Annotated in this window: 18 protein-coding genes and 6 pseudogenes; 12 read left to right on the forward strand and 12 right to left on the reverse strand. The window is 35.6% G+C overall.

The genetic code is table 11. The annotated features are described in order from the left end of the window. Positions 1 to 36: 36 nt before the first annotated feature. On the reverse strand, positions 37 to 507 hold the full coding sequence (locus tag Q5W13_RS10645) for an Lrp/AsnC ligand binding domain-containing protein (RefSeq protein WP_155594960.1): 471 nt from the start codon (positions 505 to 507) through the stop codon (positions 37 to 39). 87 nt (positions 508 to 594) lie between these two features. Then, positions 595 to 1,973 (reverse strand): annotated as a pseudogene (locus Q5W13_RS10650) (saccharopine dehydrogenase family protein). A gap of 81 nt (positions 1,974 to 2,054) precedes the next feature. Here Q5W13_RS10650 and Q5W13_RS10655 point away from each other — a divergent pair. Then, a complete protein-coding gene (locus Q5W13_RS10655) occupies positions 2,055 to 2,441 on the forward strand; it encodes a DUF423 domain-containing protein (RefSeq protein ID WP_304446275.1) in 387 nt (128 codons plus the stop codon). A gap of 86 nt (positions 2,442 to 2,527) precedes the next feature. After that, positions 2,528 to 4,126: a phosphoenolpyruvate carboxykinase (ATP) gene (pckA, locus tag Q5W13_RS10660; RefSeq protein WP_304446276.1), complete on the forward strand. Its 1,599-nt coding sequence runs from the start codon at positions 2,528 to 2,530 to the stop codon at positions 4,124 to 4,126. 85 nt (positions 4,127 to 4,211) lie between these two features. On the opposite strand, the gene Q5W13_RS10665 is transcribed toward pckA, so the two are convergent. From Q5W13_RS10665 to Q5W13_RS10685, 4 genes and pseudogenes are all read right to left on the reverse strand, one after another. After that, positions 4,212 to 4,958 carry a uroporphyrinogen-III synthase gene (locus tag Q5W13_RS10665; RefSeq protein ID WP_155594956.1) on the reverse strand — a complete coding sequence of 249 codons (747 nt, stop codon included), beginning with the start codon at positions 4,956 to 4,958 and terminating at the stop codon, positions 4,212 to 4,214. Between the two features lie 6 nt (positions 4,959 to 4,964). Continuing rightward, a pseudogene (locus Q5W13_RS10670) lies at positions 4,965 to 5,623 on the reverse strand (DUF4271 domain-containing protein). Continuing rightward, positions 5,620 to 6,378 carry a hypothetical protein gene (locus Q5W13_RS10680; protein WP_304446278.1) on the reverse strand — a complete coding sequence of 253 codons (759 nt, stop codon included), beginning with the start codon at positions 6,376 to 6,378 and terminating at the stop codon, positions 5,620 to 5,622. The pseudogene Q5W13_RS10670 and the gene Q5W13_RS10680 overlap by 4 nt, the downstream one beginning before the upstream one ends. A gap of 197 nt (positions 6,379 to 6,575) precedes the next feature. Beyond that, complete coding sequence (locus Q5W13_RS10685; RefSeq protein ID WP_304446279.1) at positions 6,576 to 7,289, reverse strand: ArnT family glycosyltransferase; 714 nt, start codon at positions 7,287 to 7,289, stop codon at positions 6,576 to 6,578. A gap of 162 nt (positions 7,290 to 7,451) precedes the next feature. Here Q5W13_RS10685 and Q5W13_RS10690 point away from each other — a divergent pair. From Q5W13_RS10690 to Q5W13_RS10700, 3 genes and pseudogenes are all read left to right on the forward strand, one after another. After that, positions 7,452 to 8,180: pseudogene (locus Q5W13_RS10690) on the forward strand (polyprenol monophosphomannose synthase). 1 nt (position 8,181) lies between these two features. After that, entirely contained in the window at positions 8,182 to 9,516 is a 1,335-nt protein-coding gene (locus tag Q5W13_RS10695; RefSeq protein ID WP_304446280.1) for a dihydroorotase, read from the forward strand. A gap of 1 nt (position 9,517) precedes the next feature. After that, positions 9,518 to 9,940 carry a DUF4296 domain-containing protein gene (locus tag Q5W13_RS10700; protein WP_155594953.1) on the forward strand — a complete coding sequence of 141 codons (423 nt, stop codon included), beginning with the start codon at positions 9,518 to 9,520 and terminating at the stop codon, positions 9,938 to 9,940. Here Q5W13_RS10700 and Q5W13_RS24935 read toward each other — a convergent pair. Next, the gene (locus tag Q5W13_RS24935; RefSeq protein WP_368662595.1) at positions 9,921 to 10,406 is read right to left on the reverse strand and encodes a Rossmann-fold NAD(P)-binding domain-containing protein; all 486 of its coding nucleotides are present in this window, start codon (positions 10,404 to 10,406) and stop codon (positions 9,921 to 9,923) included. The two genes, Q5W13_RS10700 and Q5W13_RS24935, sit on opposite strands and share 20 nt — an antisense overlap. Before the next feature lie 6 nt (positions 10,407 to 10,412). Then, positions 10,413 to 10,930: pseudogene (locus tag Q5W13_RS24940) on the reverse strand (NAD-dependent epimerase/dehydratase family protein); the annotation flags it as partial. Positions 10,931 to 11,032: 102 nt separating this feature from the next. Between Q5W13_RS24940 and tyrS the strand changes: the two are divergent. Then, positions 11,033 to 12,327: pseudogene (tyrS, locus tag Q5W13_RS10710) on the forward strand (tyrosine--tRNA ligase). An 86-nt stretch (positions 12,328 to 12,413) separates the two neighbouring features. Then, on the forward strand, positions 12,414 to 12,944 hold the full coding sequence (locus Q5W13_RS10715; RefSeq protein WP_194532761.1) for a hypothetical protein: 531 nt from the start codon (positions 12,414 to 12,416) through the stop codon (positions 12,942 to 12,944). On the opposite strand, the pseudogene Q5W13_RS10720 reads toward Q5W13_RS10715, so the two are convergent. After that, positions 12,941 to 13,917, reverse strand: a pseudogene (locus tag Q5W13_RS10720) (LuxE/PaaK family acyltransferase). The gene Q5W13_RS10715 and the pseudogene Q5W13_RS10720 overlap by 4 nt on opposite strands. A 268-nt stretch (positions 13,918 to 14,185) precedes the next feature. On the opposite strand from Q5W13_RS10720, the gene Q5W13_RS10725 reads away from it, so the two are divergent. Next, complete coding sequence (locus Q5W13_RS10725) at positions 14,186 to 14,617, forward strand: FKBP-type peptidyl-prolyl cis-trans isomerase (RefSeq protein WP_194532759.1); 432 nt, start codon at positions 14,186 to 14,188, stop codon at positions 14,615 to 14,617. A 124-nt stretch (positions 14,618 to 14,741) separates the two neighbouring features. Here Q5W13_RS10725 and Q5W13_RS10730 read toward each other — a convergent pair whose 3' ends face one another. Both Q5W13_RS10730 and Q5W13_RS10735 read right to left on the reverse strand, forming a co-directional pair. Continuing rightward, positions 14,742 to 15,068, reverse strand: a complete 327-nt coding sequence (locus Q5W13_RS10730; protein WP_304446281.1) for a T9SS type A sorting domain-containing protein — start codon at positions 15,066 to 15,068, stop codon at positions 14,742 to 14,744. 206 nt (positions 15,069 to 15,274) lie between these two features. Continuing rightward, positions 15,275 to 15,583 (reverse strand): T9SS type A sorting domain-containing protein, encoded by a 309-nt coding sequence (locus tag Q5W13_RS10735; RefSeq protein WP_304446282.1) that lies wholly within the window; start codon positions 15,581 to 15,583, stop codon positions 15,275 to 15,277. A gap of 282 nt (positions 15,584 to 15,865) precedes the next feature. On the opposite strand from Q5W13_RS10735, the gene Q5W13_RS10740 reads away from it, so the two are divergent. The 4 genes from Q5W13_RS10740 (at position 15,866) to Q5W13_RS10755 (ending at position 19,573) form a co-directional block, all read left to right on the forward strand. Continuing rightward, a complete protein-coding gene (locus Q5W13_RS10740) occupies positions 15,866 to 16,786 on the forward strand; it encodes a tetratricopeptide repeat protein (protein ID WP_304446283.1) in 921 nt (306 codons plus the stop codon). Next, complete coding sequence (locus Q5W13_RS10745; protein WP_304446284.1) at positions 16,749 to 17,732, forward strand: sensor histidine kinase; 984 nt, start codon at positions 16,749 to 16,751, stop codon at positions 17,730 to 17,732. Before Q5W13_RS10740 ends, Q5W13_RS10745 begins: the two co-directional genes overlap by 38 nt. 12 nt (positions 17,733 to 17,744) lie before the next feature. Further along, on the forward strand, positions 17,745 to 18,410 hold the full coding sequence (locus Q5W13_RS10750) for a DNA-binding response regulator (protein WP_304446285.1): 666 nt from the start codon (positions 17,745 to 17,747) through the stop codon (positions 18,408 to 18,410). 437 nt (positions 18,411 to 18,847) lie between these two features. Continuing rightward, complete coding sequence (locus tag Q5W13_RS10755) at positions 18,848 to 19,573, forward strand: hypothetical protein (RefSeq protein WP_304446286.1); 726 nt, start codon at positions 18,848 to 18,850, stop codon at positions 19,571 to 19,573. Between the two features lie 248 nt (positions 19,574 to 19,821). Here Q5W13_RS10755 and Q5W13_RS10760 read toward each other — a convergent pair whose 3' ends face one another. Further along, positions 19,822 to 20,568: a glycosyltransferase family 2 protein gene (locus Q5W13_RS10760; RefSeq protein ID WP_304446287.1), complete on the reverse strand. Its 747-nt coding sequence runs from the start codon at positions 20,566 to 20,568 to the stop codon at positions 19,822 to 19,824. Between the last annotated feature and the right edge of the window lie 302 nt (positions 20,569 to 20,870).

Below are 20,870 nucleotides of genomic sequence, written 5' to 3' on the forward strand. Positions count from 1 at the left end.
AACAAAAATAATCCTTATTTAGATTTAATACAAATATTAGATCTGAATTTGTCGATCAATTTGTTGGGCCAAAGAAATAAAGGTTTCCGTACGAGAAACACCTTCTATTTGTTGAATTTCTTTGTTCAGAACATGCATAAGGTGTTCATTGTCTCTACAGAGTACTTTTATAAGAATAGACCAGTTACCTGTGGTGTAATGACATTCAAGAACTTCAGGGATTTTCTCTAGCTGTTTTACCGCAACGGGGTTACTCATTGCCTTGTCCAAGTAAATACCAATGTAAGCCATGGTATGGTAACCCATTACTTTAGGGTTGATGATAAATTTTGAACCGGCCAACAATCCAGAAGATTCTAGCTTTCTAAGACGTTGGTGAATAGCAGCACCAGATATACCAATATTTCTGGCAATCTCAAGGATAGGCTTTCGGGCATCTTCCATAAGATACCTTAGAATCTTTTTGTCAATTCCGTCAATTTTAACTTTATCGTTACCTAGTTTCATGAGCTGAGTTTCAAATTGATGGTAAAAGTAGCTATTATTGTTTGAATCTTAAAGTATGGAAAAGGTTGATGTAATCGTGTGTACGAACTAATCTCCATTGGAAACAGAATCAGGATTGTATCCTAAATATGGAACTTCTAACTCTTTAAAATCGATACCATAAGGTGTAAGTTCTTTCAAAATAGGCTCGTAGACCTCCTTTTTAATAGGGATTTGAACGCCGGGAGTCTTTATTTTTTTATTCAGAATAGCCAAAGTAGCAATAGCAACAGGTAGACCAACCGTTTTTGCCATAGCGGTGTACGTTCTGTTTTCTCCTATCACCACCATATTGGCATCAATTTGATGCTTTTTACCATTTAGCTCATAGCCAAACTTGTGATACATAACAATCATGTCCTTATCAGAATCGGCTAGCGTCCAGCTATCTTCAAGAATATGTTGTAATATCTGTGCTGGCGTAGCATTTTTTAATGGAATAATTTTTTGGTCGTCAAAGAGGTTTAACTCCAGTACCTTTTCCCACATTCTATCATCTTGATCAATTTTTAGATAGTGACGTAGTTTTAGCTCAACAGAATCTGTTGGTGAATAGGGCAGGAATAGGTTGGTGAATTCGCGATAAGACATGTTTTCAGAATTCTCAACAGTATAGCTATCATCGGTCATACCTAGTTGTACGAACATGTTCCATGCTTTAGAGAAACCTGTTCTGCGCATAGTACCTCTATATAAAGTAAGCACATCTTCAAGACCGTATGCTTCTCTGTAGTCTAATGAGTTTCTGTTGGCATAACCTTCAAAGCGGCCATAACCTTTTATATTAAAAAACTCTGTACGACGAAAGAGTTTATGGTAGGGCACGTATTTGTAAGTGCCTTCTTGAATAAATTTTGCGGCACCACCCTGTCCTGCTAAGACTACGTTTCTTGGGTTCCAGGTAAATTTATAGTTCCAAAGGTTATTGTCGCTTTCGGGAGCTACCAATCCGCCACAAAAGGATTCGAATAAAATTATTTTTCCGCCTTGGTCTCTAATCCTATCAATGATTTGCATAGCGCTCATATGGTCTATGCCAGGGTCCAAACCAATTTCATTCATAAAGACAAGCCCTTTTTCTTTACGGCCTCATCCAAATCTCTTAGGGTATCACCAACATAGGAAGCGGTTACAAGATGCTTACCCAAAGCAAGGCAGTCCACGGCAATTTTGCTATGTAAAAATGCAGGAAGCATAGAAACTACAATATCACTTTCTGTTATAGCTTTCTGTCTGGCATTTTCATTTTGTATGTCTAATTCAATTACAGTACAGTTCTTATGATTCCTAATGGGCTCCGAAATAGATTCAGGTTTTAGATCACCAATGGTTAGGTGAAGTTGTTCTTCTTCAGATTTTTCAAGAAAATAGTCTAGAAGGTAGGAAGTAGATTTTCCTGCACCGATAACAAGTATATTTCGCGACATTTAGTTTTGTACTTTTAGTATGTGTAACGGTTGACTAAGGTAGTGATTGTTATATTTATAAAAAAATAGAGTATAAAAGTTATGAACAAAACAATTTGTCTCACAGGAATTGTATTAGGTAGTACTGCAGTCATATTAGGTGCTTTTGGTGCCCATGGCCTGGAAAATTTAGTAGATACCAATGCCATCCAAACTTTTGAGACGGGAGTAAAATACCAAATGTACCATGCCTTGCTTTTATTGGTTTTAGGCAGTATGAAACAATTGCCCGAAGCTAGCAAAAAGTTGATTTTCTATTTTGTCTTAGTAGGTATTTGTTGTTTTTCTTTTTCCATTTATTTATTGGCAATAAATAGTTTAACCGCTTTTGATTTTAAAGCCATAGGCCTGATAACTCCACTAGGTGGTACGCTACTCATTATTGCGTGGAGTATATTCGGCTACCGAGTTTATAAACATTTTGACTAATAAATTCTCATTTATAACTGTATAAAGTTATTATTTTGATAATTTTGACATCTAAAAGAAACTCTCAACTAACAATTCTTTAAAAAATGGAAAAATCTATTTCTTTAAAATCGTACGGTATTACGCACGAGAATCTGCATTATCAGTTATCGCCTTCCGAACTAGAAGCCATTACGCTAGAAAGGAAAATGGGCAAAAAAGCATCTTCTGGTGCTTTGGCCGTAAACACAGGCGAATTTACGGGAAGGTCTCCAAAGGATAGGTTTATTGTAAAGGACGCTATTACCGAAGAAAAGGTTTGGTGGGGCGATATCAATCTTCCCTTTGAGCCGGCTAAATTTGATGCGCTTTACGATAAGGTTATTGCTTATCTAAATGAAAAGGAATTGTTTGTTCGTGACTGTTATGCATGTGCAGACCATAATTACCGGATGGATATTAGGGTAATTAATGAATATCCTTGGTCCAATCAATTTGCATACAATATGTTCATCCGTCCAACGGAAGAAGAACTTAAGAATTTTGATGCTGAATGGACCGTTATTAACGCACCTGGTTTTATGGCCGATGCTAAAGTAGATGGAACAAGACAGCATAATTTTGCCATTTTGAACTTTACCAGAAAAATTGCCTTGATTGGAGGAACCGGTTATACTGGGGAAATCAAAAAAGGAATTTTCTCAGCTTTGAACTTTATACTTCCAGTAGAGAAGAATACCATGCCAATGCATTGTTCTGCAAATGTTGGTAAAGATGGCGATACAGCTATATTCTTTGGTCTTTCAGGAACAGGAAAAACAACCCTATCTACTGATGTTTCCCGAAAACTTATTGGTGACGATGAGCATGGTTGGAATAATGAAAATGCAGTTTTTAATTTTGAAGGTGGTTGTTATGCCAAGGTCATAAATCTATCTCAAGAAAATGAACCTGAAATTTTTGGTGCCATCAAGAAAGGAGCAATCCTGGAGAATGTTGTCATGGATGAGGCCGGTAATGTAGATTTTGCCGATACTTCCATTACTCAGAACACAAGAGTAAGTTACCCCATTTATCACATAGAAAATGTACAAAGACCATCTATAGGAAAGAATCCTAAGAATATTTTCTTTTTAACTGCGGATGCTTTTGGGGTACTGCCTCCAATATCAAAACTAACACCTAGTCAGGCGGCTTATCACTTTATTTCCGGTTATACGGCCAAAGTAGCAGGTACAGAAGCAGGGGTTGTAGAACCTATACCTTCTTTCTCGGCTTGTTTTGGTGCTCCGTTTATGCCGTTGCATCCAGCTAAGTATGCAGAAATGCTAAGTAAGAAAATGAAAGATGCCGGTGTTAACGTATGGTTGGTCAATACAGGGTGGACAGGTGGTCCCTATGGCGTTGGAACCCGTATGAAGCTAAAGTATACCCGTGCAATGATTAACGCTGTTCTAAACGGCGATTTAGGGCTTTATAATTACGATGATTATCATATACACTCCGTTTTTGGAGTAGCGCAACCAAGGGAATGTCCTGGAGTACCTTCAAGTGTGCTTAGTCCGAGAACTACTTGGAACGATGATAAAGCTTATTACACCACGGCCTTTAAATTAACGAATGCCTTTAGAGAAAACTTTAAACAATTTGAAGATTTTGCTAGTGAGGAAATCCGTCGCGGAGGTCCTCAGCGTTATGCTTTTTAGATTTTTTTGAAATATAATGCCATTAAAAAACCCTTTGTTCAAATTGATGAACAAAGGGTTTTTATATTTTGCTAAGTAAGAATTCTTACTTCTTATTTGCTGTGTGAATGTACTTCTGAAGTGCCATGGTCATAGATGGTGTTTCAGGCGTTGGAGCCTTTATGTCTATACGAAGACCGGCAGTAGTAGCGGCATCAATAGTTGAGTTGCCAAATACAGCAATTCTAGTATCTTTCTGCTCAAAATCAGGGAAGTTCTGCAATAACGATTCAATACCTGAAGGGCTAAAGAATACCAAGATGTCATAATACACATCTCTTAAGTCAGATAAATCACTAATTACGGTTTTATAAAAAACAGCTCTTTTCCACTCAATGTCAATTCCGTCCAATATTTCAGGTACAATTGGTTTTAAAGCATCGGAAGAAGGTAATAAAAACTTCTCGCCTTTATACTTTTTGAACAAAGGAACCATTTCTATAAAGTTACGTTTACCTACATAAATCTTGCGTTTACGGTAAACTACGTATTTCTGTAAGTAGTAAGCTACGGCCTCTGACTGGCAGAAGTATTTCATAGAATCAGGAACCTTAAAGCGCATTTCTTCTGCAATCCTAAAAAAATGATCAACAGCATTACGGCTAGTTAAAATAATTGCCGTGTAGTTGTTTAAATCTATCTTTTGTTGGCGTACATCTTTAGCGTCAACACTTTCGACGTGAATAAAAGGTCTGAAGTCAACCTTAACTTTTTCTTTATCTATCAGTTTCGAATACGGTGAGTTCTCCATCTTCGGTTCTGGCTGAGAGACCAAAATCGTCTTTACTTTCATATAAACCTATTGTTTAAGATAACTACCTATGATTACAAACGGGGAAATTTCGAGAGCGCAAAGGTACAAAATAAAATAGAAAAAGTAGGAGGTGATAAATTTTTGGTGATTCCTTAACACTGTAACCCATCCAATTACATTAATTAAGAGGACTAATAATATGGCAACATACACTACAATCTCCGAGCCCTGCGCTACGTAGGCTAACATAACGTTGGCTAGGAACATGATAATACCACTATAGTTTAGATAGGATAATTTCTTAAAAATTAGTTCGCTAATGGTCTTTCCTGATCCAAAAATGAAGCCGTTGCTCATCTGTAAGATTATTTTTACGACAATAAACCCTAAAATACACGCTAAAATAATAGGATACATGAACGGATAGGCATCATTGGTGTCCCCTCTTAATATTTGTCTAGCTAAGAAAACGAACAATGAAAAATTAATGACCTAAAAATGGTGAAAAATATGTGGAACCAGTTCATCAACTTTTCTTTCTTATTGTACATAAAGATGTACTTGTTGTTGAACGGAAGTATAATGAAATTCAAAAAACGGCTATAAAACAAACTCTTGGCAAGTACTAAAAACACTATGCTGCTAATGAGTATAATGGTAATCCAATCGGCAGTGCCCGCAGTCCGTAGTATGGGATCCATCATTTTACTTTTGTATTTTTTCCGTTAATCCCAAAATTAAGTTTATTCTCCATAATACCTATTCTAACGTAGGTTGGATCTTTTAATTCTCTTGGTTCCGGAAATTTAAAGGTGTAGGTAAGGGTATCCTTTGCTCCAATACTAGTAATAGTAGGGTTGTTTAATTTTGGTTTGATAGGCAGCCTGTCTTTTACGATTTTAAAATCGGTCATGTAGGCCACATTAAACTGGAGTTTATTTAAGTCTATATCAAAATCATATGGATTGTACAATTGAAAGATTTGTTCTTGACCCGCTTTAAAATCTACAGGTTCTTCCAAAAGTGTTTTAAGTTTTCTAAAAGATTCAAAGTTATCTATGTATTTACCGTACATTTTACTACCATCATCTTTGGTGAAGATTTCATCAGCATCTGTTGCGCGACCGGATAAATATAAAATCTTTTGATGCTGTACTTTGGATTCAGAATCATCAATTGAATATTGGTTGAGCCGGTAACTTTCATTGTTTAATGAATAAGTATTGTTTCCTGAATAGAATTCAAAAATTGGAGCATTTCTATATGAATTTTCAAAAACCAATGGCATATTGCCAATCTTTTTCGCCACATCTTTTACAAGCCCTATATTACCGTGAGTTTCATAATAAATGGGGGACATGGGTTCATAAACGAGGCCAATTCTCAGGTAAAGGATAATAGCAATATTCACCAATCCCATTCTGTAAATCCATTTTTTGGCAATTTCGTTTTCCATCATAAATCGGAAAACGATTATAATTAATGGAATGGAAATAACAATAATCCACTGTGTTTGTATTCTCCTGTTGAAGCTTGATATAAAGAAAAAAATTAGTACACCATAAACTAAGAACAGTAGTGCTTTAGTAAATTTATCTTGTGCCTTGGCTTTAAAAAGGCCCCAGTAAACCCAGGGGAATGTTAAACCAAACAATGCTACCATAGGTTTACAAAATAACCAAGAGTGTATTTCTTAAAATTGTAGGGGTCATTAGGGCGGTCAAAAAGATGATAGTTTATGGTAACGTAGTCATTTTGGGATAACCATATAAAATGTGGTACATAACAAAGTAGCGCAACAAAAACAGAAAGTAAGGCATATTTATTAAAGACTAATTTTATGTTAGATAATAGAATAAATATGATAACAAGAGCCGCATGGTATTTACTATACATAAGGCCCGCCATGGTAACACCCATTATTATTCCCCATAATAGGCTAGGTTTCTCTAGGAATCGTTTGTAAACATATAGCAAAAGAGCGGTAAAAAATAGCAGGGGTGTATCTGGTAGGGTAAAAAATCCATAAGCGTTCAAAAGCGTCATGGAGTAAGCGAGTATAAAAAAGTGCACTACATAATCCTTCTTTTTTGGATTGTCTATGGTGCTCCAAAGAATAAATAGTGTAGCGGTAGAGAGTACACAACTCATAAAACGGACTCCCAACTCCCCGTCAAAAAAGAAGCTGCTGATTTTGATTAGCAAGGCAACCAAAGGAGGATGGTCAAAATAGCCCCAAGATAGTTTTTGGGCATAATGCCAGTAGTATGCCTCGTCAAAAATAAGCGGAGTGAAATAGGACTGAAGCAGGTTTATCAAAAAACCAATTCCTAATAGAATAATAAAAATTCGGGGCAGTTTTGACTTCATTGTTTAATTGGTATCTCAAATTTAGGCATAGCCTATCATATTAACAACGATCAAAATTACAAATTCTGATAAATAGCAAACCTTTAAAAATATCACAATTTGATAGTTGACATTTTTCGGTGACTTTTAAAATGCTATTTTTGCCTAAACTCAAGCAAATACGTGTCAGACAGTATAGTTATTATCCCCACTTACAATGAGATAGAGAACATTGAAGCTATTATTAGGGCTGTCTTTGATCTTAGTAAAGATTTTCATGTTTTAATTGTTGATGACAATTCACCTGACGGTACCTCTAAAAAAGTAATTGAGCTGCAGGAAGAGTATGCAGGAAAACTTTTTTTTAGAAGTTAGAAAAGAGAAGGCGGGTTTAGGTACGGCATATATTCATGGTTTTAAATGGGCTATCGCGAAGAAGTATGACTATATTTTTGAGATGGATGCCGATTTCTCCCACAACCCGCAAGATTTATTAAGGTTGTACAGAGCGTGTGCCAATGGTGCAGATGTTGTAGTTGGCTCCCGTTATAAAAAAGGGGTAAATGTGGTAGACTGGCCATTGTACCGCGTATTGTTATCCTATGGGGCTTCATTTTACGTTAAGATGATAACCGGAATGCGAGTACACGATCCTACGGCTGGTTTTGTAGTGTACAGACGGCATGTTTTAGAAAATATTAATTTAGATTCCGTTCGTTTTATAGGCTATGCCTTCCAAATTGAAATGAAATTCAGGGCCTATCTCAAGAATTATAAAATTGAAGAAGTGTCCATCATATTCAGGGATAGGGTAAGAGGACAATCAAAAATGACATCATCTATTATAAAAGAGGCCATCTTTGTGTTTTCATGATGAAAATACGAAGTATGTTCCAAAAATCTAGATTTTAGTATGGGGAAAGTATTGATTAAGAATGCCAAAATCGTAAACGAAAATTCAACTTTTGAAAGCGATGTGCTGCTTCAAGATGATTTAATCGTGAAAATTGCGGTCAATATTTCCGATGATACCGCAAAAGTAATCGATATTAAAGGCAAGTATCTTTTGCCGGGAGTTATAGATGATCAGGTACATTTTAGAGAACCGGGTCTTACTCATAAAGGTGATATAGCCTCAGAGAGCAGGGCAGCTGTAGCAGGTGGTATAACCACATATATGGAGCAGCCCAACACTATCCCGCAAACCACCACCATAGAAAAATTAGAAGAAAAGTTTGAGATGGGAGCTAAGTCTAGTTTCGCCAACTACTCTTTTCTTTTTGGAGGGACTAACGATAATTTAGAAGAATTAAAACGATTGGATAGAAATGCCTGCTCTGGTGTTAAGCTATTCTTAGGTTCTTCTACAGGGAATATGTTGGTTGATGATGAGGTGGTTATAGAAGAAATTTTTAGAAATACCGAAATGGTAATTTCTACCCATTGTGAAGATGAAGGTACAATAAAGAGAAACCTTGCGGAGTATAAAGAAAAGTACGGAGATGACATTCCTATAAAATATCATCCTAAAATTCGTAGTGAAGAGGCTTGTTACCTTTCTTCATCAAAAGCCATAGAGTTAGCGAAGAAAACGGGAGCTCGTCTTCACGTGTTTCATTTATCCACAGGAAAAGAAACGGAATTGTTCAGAAATGATATTCCGCTTGAACAGAAAAAAATTACCGCTGAGGTCTGTGTACACCACTTGTGGTTCTCCGAAGCAGATTATGACACCAAGGGCACTTTGATCAAATGGAACCCGGCAGTGAAAACGGCAGCGGACAGAGACCAGTTATGGAAAGCATTATTGGATGACCGTTTAGACGTTATTGCTACGGATCACGCACCTCACTTGTTTAGCGAAAAAGAGAATGTTTACACTAAAGCTCCTTCTGGCGGTCCGTTGGTACAACATGCACTTACAGCATTGTTAGATAAGGTTCATGAGAACGTCATTTCTTTGGAGAAAGTGGTGCAGAAAATGTGTCACAATCCGGTTATACTTTTTCAGATTGAGAAGCGAGGTTATATTAGAGAAGGGTATTATGCAGATTTGGTAGTTGTAGATATGAACGCTCCTTATGAGGTAACCAAAGCAAATATTGCATATAAATGTAAATGGTCTCCTTTTGAGGGCACCACGTTTAAGTCTTCTGTCACGCATACTTTCGTAAATGGTCATTTGGCCTATGAAAACGGAAATTTCTCTACAGAAAAAAATGCCAAGCGATTAACATTCAATAGATAATATGAGAGTTTTAGCAATCGTTTTGATATTCTTTTCATTCACTGCTTGTAATGAAAAGCTTTTGGAAGAGCCCAAAAATCTTATTCCAAAAGAGAAAATGGTTGAGATACTTCAAGATTTAGCCATTGTAAATGCAGCTAAAACAACCAATTTGCAGGTGCTTAGGGATAATGGTGTAGAACCTATGGACTATATTTTTAATAAGTATAATATAGACAGTCTGCAATTGGTAGAAAGTGATCGTTACTATGCTTCGCTCCCGGTAGAGTACGAAAAAATCTATAAAGAAGTTGAAGCCAATCTTGAGCGTGATGCGAAAGCGTTAGAAGATCAGAAAAAGATAAATGATAGTCTTAGAGTAGCGAAAGAAAAAATTAAGCGAGAAAAAGAAAAGGCTGAAAAAGCTACTGATACTCTTCCTTAAACCGTTCACAGCAAAACGAAATGGTCTCGTCTAGCGTTTCGAACTCAAAATTGATATCCTTTTTAATTTTTGTATTGTCGTAAACTTCGCGATGCTTTAAAGAATGAATGGAGTTTTTAGTAATTCTCCTTCCATTTTTTAGAAACAGGTTTTTAAGCCAATCGAACCATCTACCTATTTCAAGCTGCCAAAATTTTAATTGAACCGATGGAGGTTTAATGCCAAACTCTGTAGTGATTTTCGTAAGAATCTCCTTGAACGTTAAATTCTCTGCTACGGCAATATAACGCTCGTTTATAATCTCGGAATCCATTAAAGAAACCATCATCTTAACCACATCATGAACGGTTATGAAACCTGTTCCGCCCGGAGGATAAAACCGATATCCTTTTTTAGCAACAGTAAACAAATCACCGCTACCACTATGCCAGAATCCCGGACCTACAATAACACCAGGGTTAACCATAACAACAGGAAGGCCTTCTTGTGAGCCACGCCAAACTTCCATTTCTGCAGCCTGCTTTGTGAGTCCGTATACATTTGCTTCTCTAGGCGTCCATAAGCATTTTCTTCATTTGCCATGGCATTGCCCAAACTTTTACCAATAGCTCCAATAGTGCTAGTATAGCATAGTTTTTTTATCCTATTTACAATACAAAGGTTTACGATGTTCGCGGTTCCTTCAGTATTTATTTTTTCGAGGGTGTCAAAGTTTTGTGGGTCAAAAGAAATTAGTGCAGCGGTATGGTAGACGTGGGTAATTTGGTCAAAAGCAATTTCTAGGGCTGGAATGTCAATAATATCAGCTTCTACCCATTCAATTTTATTAAAGAGATTTTGGGCATCGTCTGTGTAATAACCAAAAATCTTAACTACGCGCTCAAGATCACTGTCCTTTCTGTGTATGGCCCTAACGGAAATACCGTTCTGTACCAATTTCAATAAAAGATGTGAGCCTACTAAGCCCGTTCCCCCTGTAACCAATACCATGCGCCAAAGTTAGCGAATAGCAGGGAATAAATTCCTGTATTAATCAAAGGTCAGGCAATGATTTACTTTTATATTTGTAGTCAAATTTCAGATTAAACGGACATGACTTCAAACTTTGTAGAAGAATTAAAATGGAGAGGCATGTTGCATGACGCAATGCCGGGAACCGAAGAACACCTAATGAATGAAATGCAATCTCCTATGTTGGTATTGATCCAACGGCAGACTCATTGCATATAGGGCATTTAGTGGGGGTGATGATGTTACGTCATTTTCAGTTGGCAGGGCATAAACCATATGCGCTTATTGGAGGTGCTACAGGTATGATCGGAGATCCTTCTGGGAAATCTGCAGAGCGTAATCTGTTAGATGAGCCTACTCTTAGACATAATCAAGAGGCTATAAAAGAGCAATTATCGCGATTTTTAGATTTTGAAGGTGCTGCAGATAATGCTGCTATCTTGGTCAATAATTACGATTGGATGAAAGACTTCTCGTTTTTGGATTTCATCAGAGACGTGGGTAAGCATATTACCGTTAATTATATGATGGCCAAAGATTCTGTGAAAAAGCGACTTTCATCAGAATCTAAGGAAGGGATGTCTTTTACCGAGTTTACCTACCAAATGGTGCAAGGTTATGATTTCTTATACTTGTACCAAAACCATAACTGTACATTGCAAATGGGCGGTAGTGATCAGTGGGGGAATATTACTACTGGTACTGAGCTAATCCGTAGAATAGGTGGCGGAAAAGGCTATGCTTTAACCTGTCCATTAATTACAAAGGCAGATGGTACCAAGTTTGGGAAGACCGAAGGCGGTAATATTTGGTTAGATTCAGAAAGAACATCACCATATAAGTTTTACCAATACTGGTTGAATACGTCAGACGTAGATGCAGAAAAGTATATTAAGATATTTACGTTTCTTTCAAAAGAGGAAATAGACGGGTTGACAAAAGAGCATCAAGAAGCGCCTCATATGCGTTTTTTACAGAAACGTCTTGCTGAGGAAATTACTGTAATGGTACATTCTCAAGAAGATTTAGAAAATGCCCAGAAGGCCAGTAATATTCTCTTTGGGAAGTCAACATCCAAAGACCTAAAAGGCTTAAACGAAAAGACATTTTTAGATGTTTTTGATGGTGTTCCGCAGGCCGAAATTTCTAAGTCAGAACTTACTTCAGGGCTTAATATGATTGGTGCACTTGCCGATAAAACAGGATTTTTAGCGTCTAACAGTGAGGCAAGAAGAGAGTTAAAGCAAAATTCTATTTCCGTGAATAAAGAAAAGGTAAAGGGTGATTACCTAATTACTGAAGATGACTTGATCAATGGCAAGTTTGTGTTATTACAACGCGGAAAGAAGAACTATTTTGTTTTAGTTGTTAAATAGGTAGTTTAGATTATTAACTATATACGTAGACTAAGTTGGGTTTGAAAGACGTTATCTAAAGAGTAACATTTTTCAAACCCAAATAGATGCGCAAATTTTTACTGATTCTTACCGTTTTTTCTGCACTTGTTTCTTGCGATAAGTTAGATGAGCTTACCAAATTTAATCTTGATTATAAAAGTCAGGTTACTATTCCCGCTTCTGCTGTTATAGACCTTCCTTTTGATATGTTCACTCCGGACATGGAAACCAATTCAGATTCTCAGTTTGAAGTAAACGACACCCGTAAAGACCTTATAGAAGAGATTAAGTTAACAAAGCTTCAGCTGGAGATTACGTCGCCAGATGATAGCGATTTTAGTTTTCTAGAATCTTTAGAAGTCTATATTTCTGCAGATGGTCTTGATGAAATCATGATAGCTTCAAAAGAAGTAGTAGATGAAAATGTAGGTGATGTCTTGGATGTAGATGTCTTGGATGTTGATTTAAAAGAATACATCAAAAAAGATAATTTTAATCTTAGAATGAACACCGTTACGGATGAGTTAATTGCTACAGATCATGAGATAGATGTAAATACAACGTTCTTTGTAGATGCTAAAATATTGGGGCTTTAAAGTACCATTAAATTACAGCCTCTAACGTCAGAATGGTCAAAACGGCCTAGCACTTCAAATGTGTTGTTTGCATAAGTTTTGCCTAAATCTTGTGTGGCAATAAAGGAGCAAGAATCAATATTTGCCAAATCAATGACGTTTATACCGCCGGTTTTTTTGTGGTCTTGGTAGGCTAATGGGTCCTCGGTGTCACGAATCAATATTTTCATCCAAGGAGGTGTTTCAAAAATACCGTTTCCTTTTGAGTAGCCTTGCGATAATAATTCTGTCATACCATATTCTGAATGTATAACCGGTACGCCAAACCCTGCTTTTAGGATGTCGTGAAGCTCTTCGCGAATTAGTTCTTTTCTGCGGCCTTTCATACCGCCAGTTTCCATAATAATAGTATTCTTTAGTTGTAGCGGGTGTGTTTCAACCATATCCAAAAGGGCAAAAGAAACCCCTATAAGCAGTATTTTTTGACCTCTTGCATCTAGTTGGGTCAATTTTTTTCGTAAACTATCAAGGTCATTAAGGTAAAACCCACTATCAACGTGTTTGCTTTGTTTAATCATATCATCTACCATGTAGATGAGTGATGACCCTTCTCGTTCAAGATAAGAAGGTAGTAGGGCTAGGACGCAATAGTCTTCAATTTTTCCGTAGAAATGTTCAAATGCCTCTCGGAAACTCTGTTCGTAGAGTGCTATTCGGTTTACAAAATGTTTACTGGTTTCGCTTCCGGTGGTTCCACTACTTGTAAAAATAGCGGCAGGATTCTTCCCTCCGGAAATAATTTCTTTCGACTTAAAAAAAGAAATTGGTAAAAAGGGTATCTCGGAAACTTGAGTCACATTCTCTTCTGTTTTCCTGAAAAACGAGCAAAATTATAGTACACGGCATTATGGCGATATTGATGTCTATAAACTTTAAGAGCTTGTACATCAAATTCACGTTGTGAATTAATTTTAAAAATTTCGTTACAGTTCATAATTGTGTTGCCGTTGCAAAAATAGTCATAACCTTTTCCGTATAAAATAAACAAGATGGGTAAAAGTGGATAATTTTGATATAGGTGTAAGAGCTGTTCTTTAAATCCGTAATGGCTGTTAATTTCTTTTAGAGAACGCGTTGCAATATGTTAATTTTTTCTTAATACCTCACAGGCTGGGGTTAAAGATTTTGTAACCGGTTATATACCTGTACCTTTACCGCAATAGCTATAAAATAGCATTTTGCTGTTTTTTTAAAATGATATTATGAGTCAAGTTAAAGAGAACGATAAAGTAAAAGTACATTACACAGGTAAATTAGCTACAGGTGAAGTTTTTGATAGCTCTGTGGAAAGAGGAGAGCCTATTGAATTTACAATGGGTCAAGGCCAGTTGATACCTGGTTTTGAAAAAGGTCTTATTGACATGAAAGTCAACGAGAAAAAAACTGTGAATATTCCTAAAGAGGAAGCTTACGGAGAGCCTAAGGCAGAATTGATTCAGGAAGTTCCTAAAAGTCAATTGCCACAGGATGTAGAGCCTAAAGTTGGTATGGGTCTAGTTACTCAAACTCAAAGCGGACAGGAAATTAATCTACTTGTTACTGATGTTAAGGAAGAAAGTGTAGTGGTAGATGGTAATCACCCTTTAGCTGGTAAAGATCTTATTTTTGATCTAGAAGTGGTTGAGATATTATAAAAACAAGTTCCCTGTTTATTTCTTTTTGAACATTATGTTGCGAAGCGATAGATTAAGGGGAGTTAAGAATATTTGTTTTTGATTAAATTGAAATGGCTCCCGAGAGGGGGCCTTTTTATTACTATTATTTTACTACTAGCTTGCGGTTGCTGGTTTTTTTGTTCTCAGTTACTTGTAGTACATAAACTCCATAAGGCACTAGTCTTGAAATATTTAGGTTGCTTTTGGAGATTTTTTGGGTAAGTACAATTTTACCGAATACATCGTAAACTTTAATCTGTTTGAGTTGATTGTCCCTTGTAATGACATTCACCATGTCGTTGAAAGCAGGATTGGGGTACAGCTTAAAACCGGGAATTTCTTCTTTTTGTTGATTTTGAAAATCAAATGAATCTTGGGCAGACATACTAATGGAAAAAACCATTAAAAGCATAAGGTAGGTAACGCGCATAACTATTGATTTGGGGTCAATACTTTAAAGGTAACTAAAGGATGTAGTAGGTCTTATAAAATGTTGTGAAAGCAGCCTAGGTGTTGGTGAACGGCATGTCAGGTTTCATTCATCCCTATTTTGTTACCGTTTATCGAGAGGCATTTGTCCTAAATAAATAAACTTTAGAGTCTGAATGTAGTACTTTGGAGTGAAAACGTATTGAGCTACTTAACGATTAGTTTTCTTGTAGCAACCTTATTGTTTTGGTATACGCGTAGAACATATACACCGGCATCTAAATCATAAAGATTTAGTTCATCGCCAATAATTTTTGTTTCTAAAACCTGTGTGCCCAAAACATCGTAAATTAAGATTTGTTTTGGAGAGACATCAGAAGTGCTAACATATACCTTTCCATTAGTTACCGGATTTGGGTAAAGTTTAAAATCTTTAATATCACCATTACTTTGAGCGTTTTGCCCATAGGAAAAGGAAATACATAAGAAAGTAATTAAGAGGTAAAAGTGCTTCATACAATTACGTTAGCAAATAATATACCACAAATATACGAAATCTTTGTTTTGATCGTTTCCGCAATTTATAGGTTGTAGGTAAATATGTGTATTATGAGTATTTATAGTGGTATTTGTACACCGGAGCAAGGAGCTAAGCGAATTTATTTTACTAATTTGAGCCTGCTATATAATTTTGCTCTTTTTAATTAAACCTCACACCAATTGTTCCTTTTGAAGAAGTTTTTGTTCTTATTTTTTTGCTGTTTAATGGCTTCCTGTACATCTAGGAATGACCAGTGCATGGTACAGTCTGGTGAGGTTTTGGACAGTACATTGTTCTACTATAATCTATCAAAAGATAAATCTCTTTCTTTAATAGATAGGAATAGTAATGCTCTAAAATCATATCAGAAGATTAAACATTCTATCAAGGATAGTCTCTATGGTCAGGTGCTTTATCAAAAGAATCTACTTCATTTAATTTCTAAAGAGTATGATAGCCTGCGTTTCTATAATGATGTATTGCTAAGTAATTCCCTTAATGTAGATAAAGCGTCTGTATTAGGAGAACAGTACTATCTAATGGGGTATTATTTTGCCGAAATAGCGCACGATTATAACAAGGCTATTGAAAATTATTCTTTGTCAAAAGAATATTTCATGAGAGTTAAAGACAGTAGCTTGGTTGGGGAGAATCTTATGAATATAGGTGTTATTCAAAAGAACAATAATGATTTTTTTGGTAGTAAAGAGACACTTACGGATGCTTTAATTTTTTTGAAGAATCCCGCAAAAAGGGCTAATTGTTACAATACCTTGGCTACCAATCACAGGAAGTTACTCAACTTTTCTGATGCTATAGACTATTACCAGAAAGCTATTCATACAGCAGAATCCGAAACAGATAAGCTCATTTATGAAAATAACCTAGCGGCTAATTATATTGATAATAAGGAGTTTGATAAGGCTGTTACGCTGCTAGTTGAGATTAGCAAAGATTCTGTTATTTCCAAGAACCCAAAGGAGTATGCAAGAGTGTTGGATAATCTTGCATATGCAAAGTGGTTGTCTGGGGTGTCTATTAAAAGTAATGAGTTTGAGCAGCCATTAAAAATAAGGGTTCAGAAAAAGGACAAAAGAGGTAAAATTGCCAGTTATACCCATTTGGGAGAATTTTATAGTAATGACAACCCTAGAATTGCCATACAGGATATATTTTGATTCGGTTATCCAATTATCTAAAAGTTTAAAAATCCCGCGTGCAGAAAAGGATGCCTTAAAATTTGTGATGCAATTATCGCCTACAAATATTGAGATAAGAAATAGGTATGTGTTTTTGCAGGATAGTATTTATGATCAAGAATTAAAAGTAAAAACCCAATTTGCCAAATACAGGTATGATGATAAGTTAAAGCAAGAATCTATACTTAATTTGGAAAAGGAAAACGTAGAGCACCAATTGGAGGTGGTAAAGGAGCGTAACCAAAAAATAATATCCTACACTGGTTTAGCATTGATTTTGTTCATTTCCGCTTTCGCAGGATTTTTCTCAATTCAAAGGGCTAAGCGATTAAAACAGGAGAATAGAACGGCAAAAATGGAGGCAATTTATGAAACGGAAGCTGAGCTGTCTAGAAAATTGCATGACGACTTTGCTGGTAAGCTTAACCATGCTATGGTATTGCTTCAAAATGGTTCGGATAACACAGATGTGTTAAATGTTGTTGATGATCTCTACAATCAAAGTAGAGATTTTTCTAGAAAAATTAATGATGTAGATACCGGGCCAAAATTTAAAGAAGTTCTTTTTAGTATGCTAAGTAGTTATTGTAAAAACACACAATTAATAGTGACTGGTAGTGCAGACATAGATTGGTTGATTTTGTCCGATATTACTAAGAAAACTTTGTACAAGGTGCTGCAAGAGCTCATGATAAATATGCAGAAACATAGTGCTGCATCTGTTGTGTCAATCCATTTTGAGCGGACTAAGACAAAGTTGAAAATTAACTACACAGATAACGGTAATGGAGCTACAAAAAGCAGCTTGAATAATAAAAATGGTTTGTGGAATACAGAAAAGCGTATTCTAGCAATTAACGGAAGTCTTACTTTTGATTCAGAGAAGGGCGATGGTTTTAAAGCTCAAATTGAAATACCGAATTAAATAGTGCAGACTATGTTCAAAAAAATACTGATAGCAGAAGATTTTCAAGACACCAATAAAGGCATTGTAAATGCCTTGGAAAATAGGATGGAGGTAGAAGATATCCAAGAAGAACTTTATTGCGATAAAGCCTTTAATAGGTTTAAGGTAGCTTTTCTTAATAAAGAACCCTATGACTTGTTAGTGACCGATTTATCATTTAAAGAAGGTCCTGTAGCTCGTAGGCTAACTTCAGGCCAAGCTCTTATTGATGCAGTAAGGCAGGTAGATCCGGATATCAAAGTTATTGTAAATTCTATGATAGATGATCCTGCCCAAATTAATCCGCTTTTTACAGATCAAAAAATAAACGGCTACGTCTGTAAAGGTCGTAATGGGCTTAATGAGTTGATTATTGCTATACAAGAAGTTTACCAAAATAGAACTTATGTATCTCCCCAAATTAATCTGAACAGTAACAACTCGGTTTTTGAGCTAGATAAGTATGATCTTTTAATTTTACAAGATCTAGCCGAAGGTTTTACTAAAAAGGAAATCTCTGAAAAGCTAAAGAATCAAAATATTTCTCCAAATAGCGAAAGTACTATTGATAAAAAAGTAAGCCGTTTGTTTGATGCCTTTGGGGCTAAAAACACACATCACCTTATTGCCAAGTTAATTAAGCAAGGTAGAATCTAAAGTTTTGGCTTCTCGTCTTTGTATTATTATTTTAAAACTTAAACCCCTTACGGATATCTGTAAGGGGTTATCTTTTTATGGTGGTAGTTTTGGTCTAACCAAACTGATAGATGACCAAATATTATATTACTCACACAGCACAACTCTATGGAGTTGAAGATATGCATGCTAGACTGCAACTTGCTTGCTTCTAGGATTGACAAGGCAGGTTTAGGGTTTCAGGCTATGGACCAATTAACAATTGTTATAGTCAAAAAATCTATGTCCAATCTAATGTCTGTAAGTGGTGTTTTAAAAAGTACTCTACTCAATATAAAATTTAATTAAGATATAGACCGGCCTGTTTAAGAGATGTTTGGGGGAACATTGAATTTTGCAGGCTTGGTCTTTAATATTATTTCAATAATATCCATACTAACCACTGATAAATTATGTGCATGAAAAACTTAACGATGCTGTTGATTGTTTTACTCTTGTCATTTCCGAAATATTCGAATGCCCAAAACGATGGAGCTGTTGTTGCGGGAGCAGTGGGCGCATTGGTTGCTATTGGTGCAAGTGTGGCCGCGGTGGAACAAATGAAAGAAAGAGCGGAGTTAACTGCTACGGAATGGTTGTTGGCAAATAATCCTAGAATGACCAGTTTTTCATTAAAAACATTGGACTTTGATGGTAAAAAGTTAAAAGACATGTCTTCGGCTTCTTTAATCACTTTTAAGATTCAGGAATTTATGCCAATGGATCAGCCAGAATTGAATGGTATAAAGCAAGTCTTACTTGGTTTTACTAGTCATGGTTGGATTAATGAATATGGAATAGATTTCACAAAAGTACAATGGTTTTTAATAGACAGGACGGAATGGGTCAAGATGATGGTGGCCTATGTGAAAACAGCATCCGATGAAAAAAATGAAAACAAAGTGGAAGGTCTGTTGACGCAAGGTAAAATTCTGAATAGGGGGATAAAGGTGAAAAATAAAGCTGTCATACCTTTTTACAGATTATCCGGAGATATGTATGTAGTTGTGGATTATTCAGATGCTATGAAGTTTATATACAATGAGCGGTCGTTAGGAATTTTTTTAAAGGAAACCAGAGACTTGGTACAGATAAAACGAAGCAGCCTCATTGAAATTCATGAGTTCTTTTTTAAAAATAACTAGTAGTTAGTTGTGGGGCTTAGTTGTAATTAAAACGATGGCCCACCTAGTATAAATAGCTTCTTGCTTTTGTATGTGCACCTTCGTAATTACTAAGAAAATATTTAGTTAAAATTAGTTTGCTCTTTGAAAATACGTGAATTTAGAACGAAGCTTTATGTATAACGTGGATTATATTTTTTAGGCTAAAAATAAGTAGAAAGAAAAAGGGCGGTAATTAATTTTAATAAGAAACAGCTGCTATGTAGAAATTACCATTCTTGTCCATCTCCATGCCCTCCATCATAATAAAAACAGATTTCTTTTACATAAGCGCTATTTGTATGTTTTAATGCTCTCAACCAGCAATCATAATCTTCTTTACCATTTCTAATATTTTTAAAATTATTTATTTTGGTCAAAATTGACTTTTCTAGGACTACGCTACTCATAATAATACAATTATGCACATTTAAGAACTCAAAAGTCCATATGTCAGGAAAACCATTCGCTAACATGTTGTTAGTCTTTTGGTTTAGTACTTTATTAATTAATGGAATTTTCTGCAATGTTTTCCGACCAATATTGGCTGAATATTTTTCGTAAATTTTATACAAGGTTTGAAAATAATATTCCGCATTGTACTTTTTGTATTTCAAATTTTCATTGTAACTGCCATAGCCAAAAAGTCCATCCGTTGAAGACATTTTACAACCGGTTCTTTTCATTGCATCTAACTGAAGTTTTATTTTTTCTGGAAACCAAATGTCATCATCATCACAAAACGCAATATACTTACCGTTACATTTTTCTATACCTTTATTTCTGACATAACCACAACCGGCAGTGCCAAATAAACGTTTTGATTTTACTCTTGAATTTTCTTTTAAATGAACAATGGTTAATCCATTGCCCTCCCAATCATAGTCGTAATATTCTTGTTCTGCTGAACAATCATTAACAATAATAATTTCTAAATTTCCGTAAGTCTGTTGTTTTACAGATTTTATGGTGTTCATTAGGTATTTGAATCTATTAAAAGTTGGTATAACTATAGAAACCTTGGTCCATTCTATTTTGTATTTTGAAGAGAAAGCAATTCTGGATTAGAATTTAAATTTATTTTAAAAATTGCTTTTTCAAGCTATTTTGTCGGTGTTATTTTGAAAATATCGGTAAAAAGAAAAAATGAATATGCTTAGTTTTTTATTTCTGCAATAGAAATTAGAGTTTTATAAGAGTTAGATATTTGTATTTTAACGAAATAAATTTACTTTCAAAGGGTATTCAAGTCTAAATCGCTCCTTGTTAAATAAAGTAA

Origin of the sequence: Zobellia laminariae, assembly GCF_030553095.1 — a bacterium.
Classification (GTDB): Bacteria; Bacteroidota; Bacteroidia; order Flavobacteriales; family Flavobacteriaceae; genus Zobellia; species Zobellia laminariae.

Excerpts from the sequence above, each read along its gene's own strand:
- Q5W13_RS10645 (WP_155594960.1), bottom strand. The coding sequence starts at position 507 with ATGAAACTAGGTAACGATAAAGTTAAAATTGACGGAATTGACAAAAAG.
- Q5W13_RS10655 (WP_304446275.1), top strand. The coding sequence starts at position 2,055 with ATGAACAAAACAATTTGTCTCACAGGAATTGTATTAGGTAGTACTGCA.
- pckA (WP_304446276.1), top strand. The coding sequence starts at position 2,528 with ATGGAAAAATCTATTTCTTTAAAATCGTACGGTATTACGCACGAGAAT.
- Q5W13_RS10665 (WP_155594956.1), bottom strand. The coding sequence starts at position 4,958 with ATGAAAGTAAAGACGATTTTGGTCTCTCAGCCAGAACCGAAGATGGAG.
- Q5W13_RS10680 (WP_304446278.1), bottom strand. The coding sequence starts at position 6,378 with ATGATGGAAAACGAAATTGCCAAAAAATGGATTTACAGAATGGGATTG.
- Q5W13_RS10685 (WP_304446279.1), bottom strand. The coding sequence starts at position 7,289 with ATGAAGTCAAAACTGCCCCGAATTTTTATTATTCTATTAGGAATTGGT.
- Q5W13_RS10695 (WP_304446280.1), top strand. The coding sequence starts at position 8,182 with ATGGGGAAAGTATTGATTAAGAATGCCAAAATCGTAAACGAAAATTCA.
- Q5W13_RS10700 (WP_155594953.1), top strand. The coding sequence starts at position 9,518 with ATGAGAGTTTTAGCAATCGTTTTGATATTCTTTTCATTCACTGCTTGT.
- Q5W13_RS24935 (WP_368662595.1), bottom strand. The coding sequence starts at position 10,406 with ATGGTTAACCCTGGTGTTATTGTAGGTCCGGGATTCTGGCATAGTGGT.
- Q5W13_RS10715 (WP_194532761.1), top strand. The coding sequence starts at position 12,414 with ATGCGCAAATTTTTACTGATTCTTACCGTTTTTTCTGCACTTGTTTCT.
- Q5W13_RS10725 (WP_194532759.1), top strand. The coding sequence starts at position 14,186 with ATGAGTCAAGTTAAAGAGAACGATAAAGTAAAAGTACATTACACAGGT.
- Q5W13_RS10730 (WP_304446281.1), bottom strand. The coding sequence starts at position 15,068 with ATGCGCGTTACCTACCTTATGCTTTTAATGGTTTTTTCCATTAGTATG.
- Q5W13_RS10735 (WP_304446282.1), bottom strand. The coding sequence starts at position 15,583 with ATGAAGCACTTTTACCTCTTAATTACTTTCTTATGTATTTCCTTTTCC.
- Q5W13_RS10740 (WP_304446283.1), top strand. The coding sequence starts at position 15,866 with ATGGTACAGTCTGGTGAGGTTTTGGACAGTACATTGTTCTACTATAAT.
- Q5W13_RS10745 (WP_304446284.1), top strand. The coding sequence starts at position 16,749 with ATGACAACCCTAGAATTGCCATACAGGATATATTTTGATTCGGTTATC.
- Q5W13_RS10750 (WP_304446285.1), top strand. The coding sequence starts at position 17,745 with ATGTTCAAAAAAATACTGATAGCAGAAGATTTTCAAGACACCAATAAA.
- Q5W13_RS10755 (WP_304446286.1), top strand. The coding sequence starts at position 18,848 with ATGAAAAACTTAACGATGCTGTTGATTGTTTTACTCTTGTCATTTCCG.
- Q5W13_RS10760 (WP_304446287.1), bottom strand. The coding sequence starts at position 20,568 with ATGAACACCATAAAATCTGTAAAACAACAGACTTACGGAAATTTAGAA.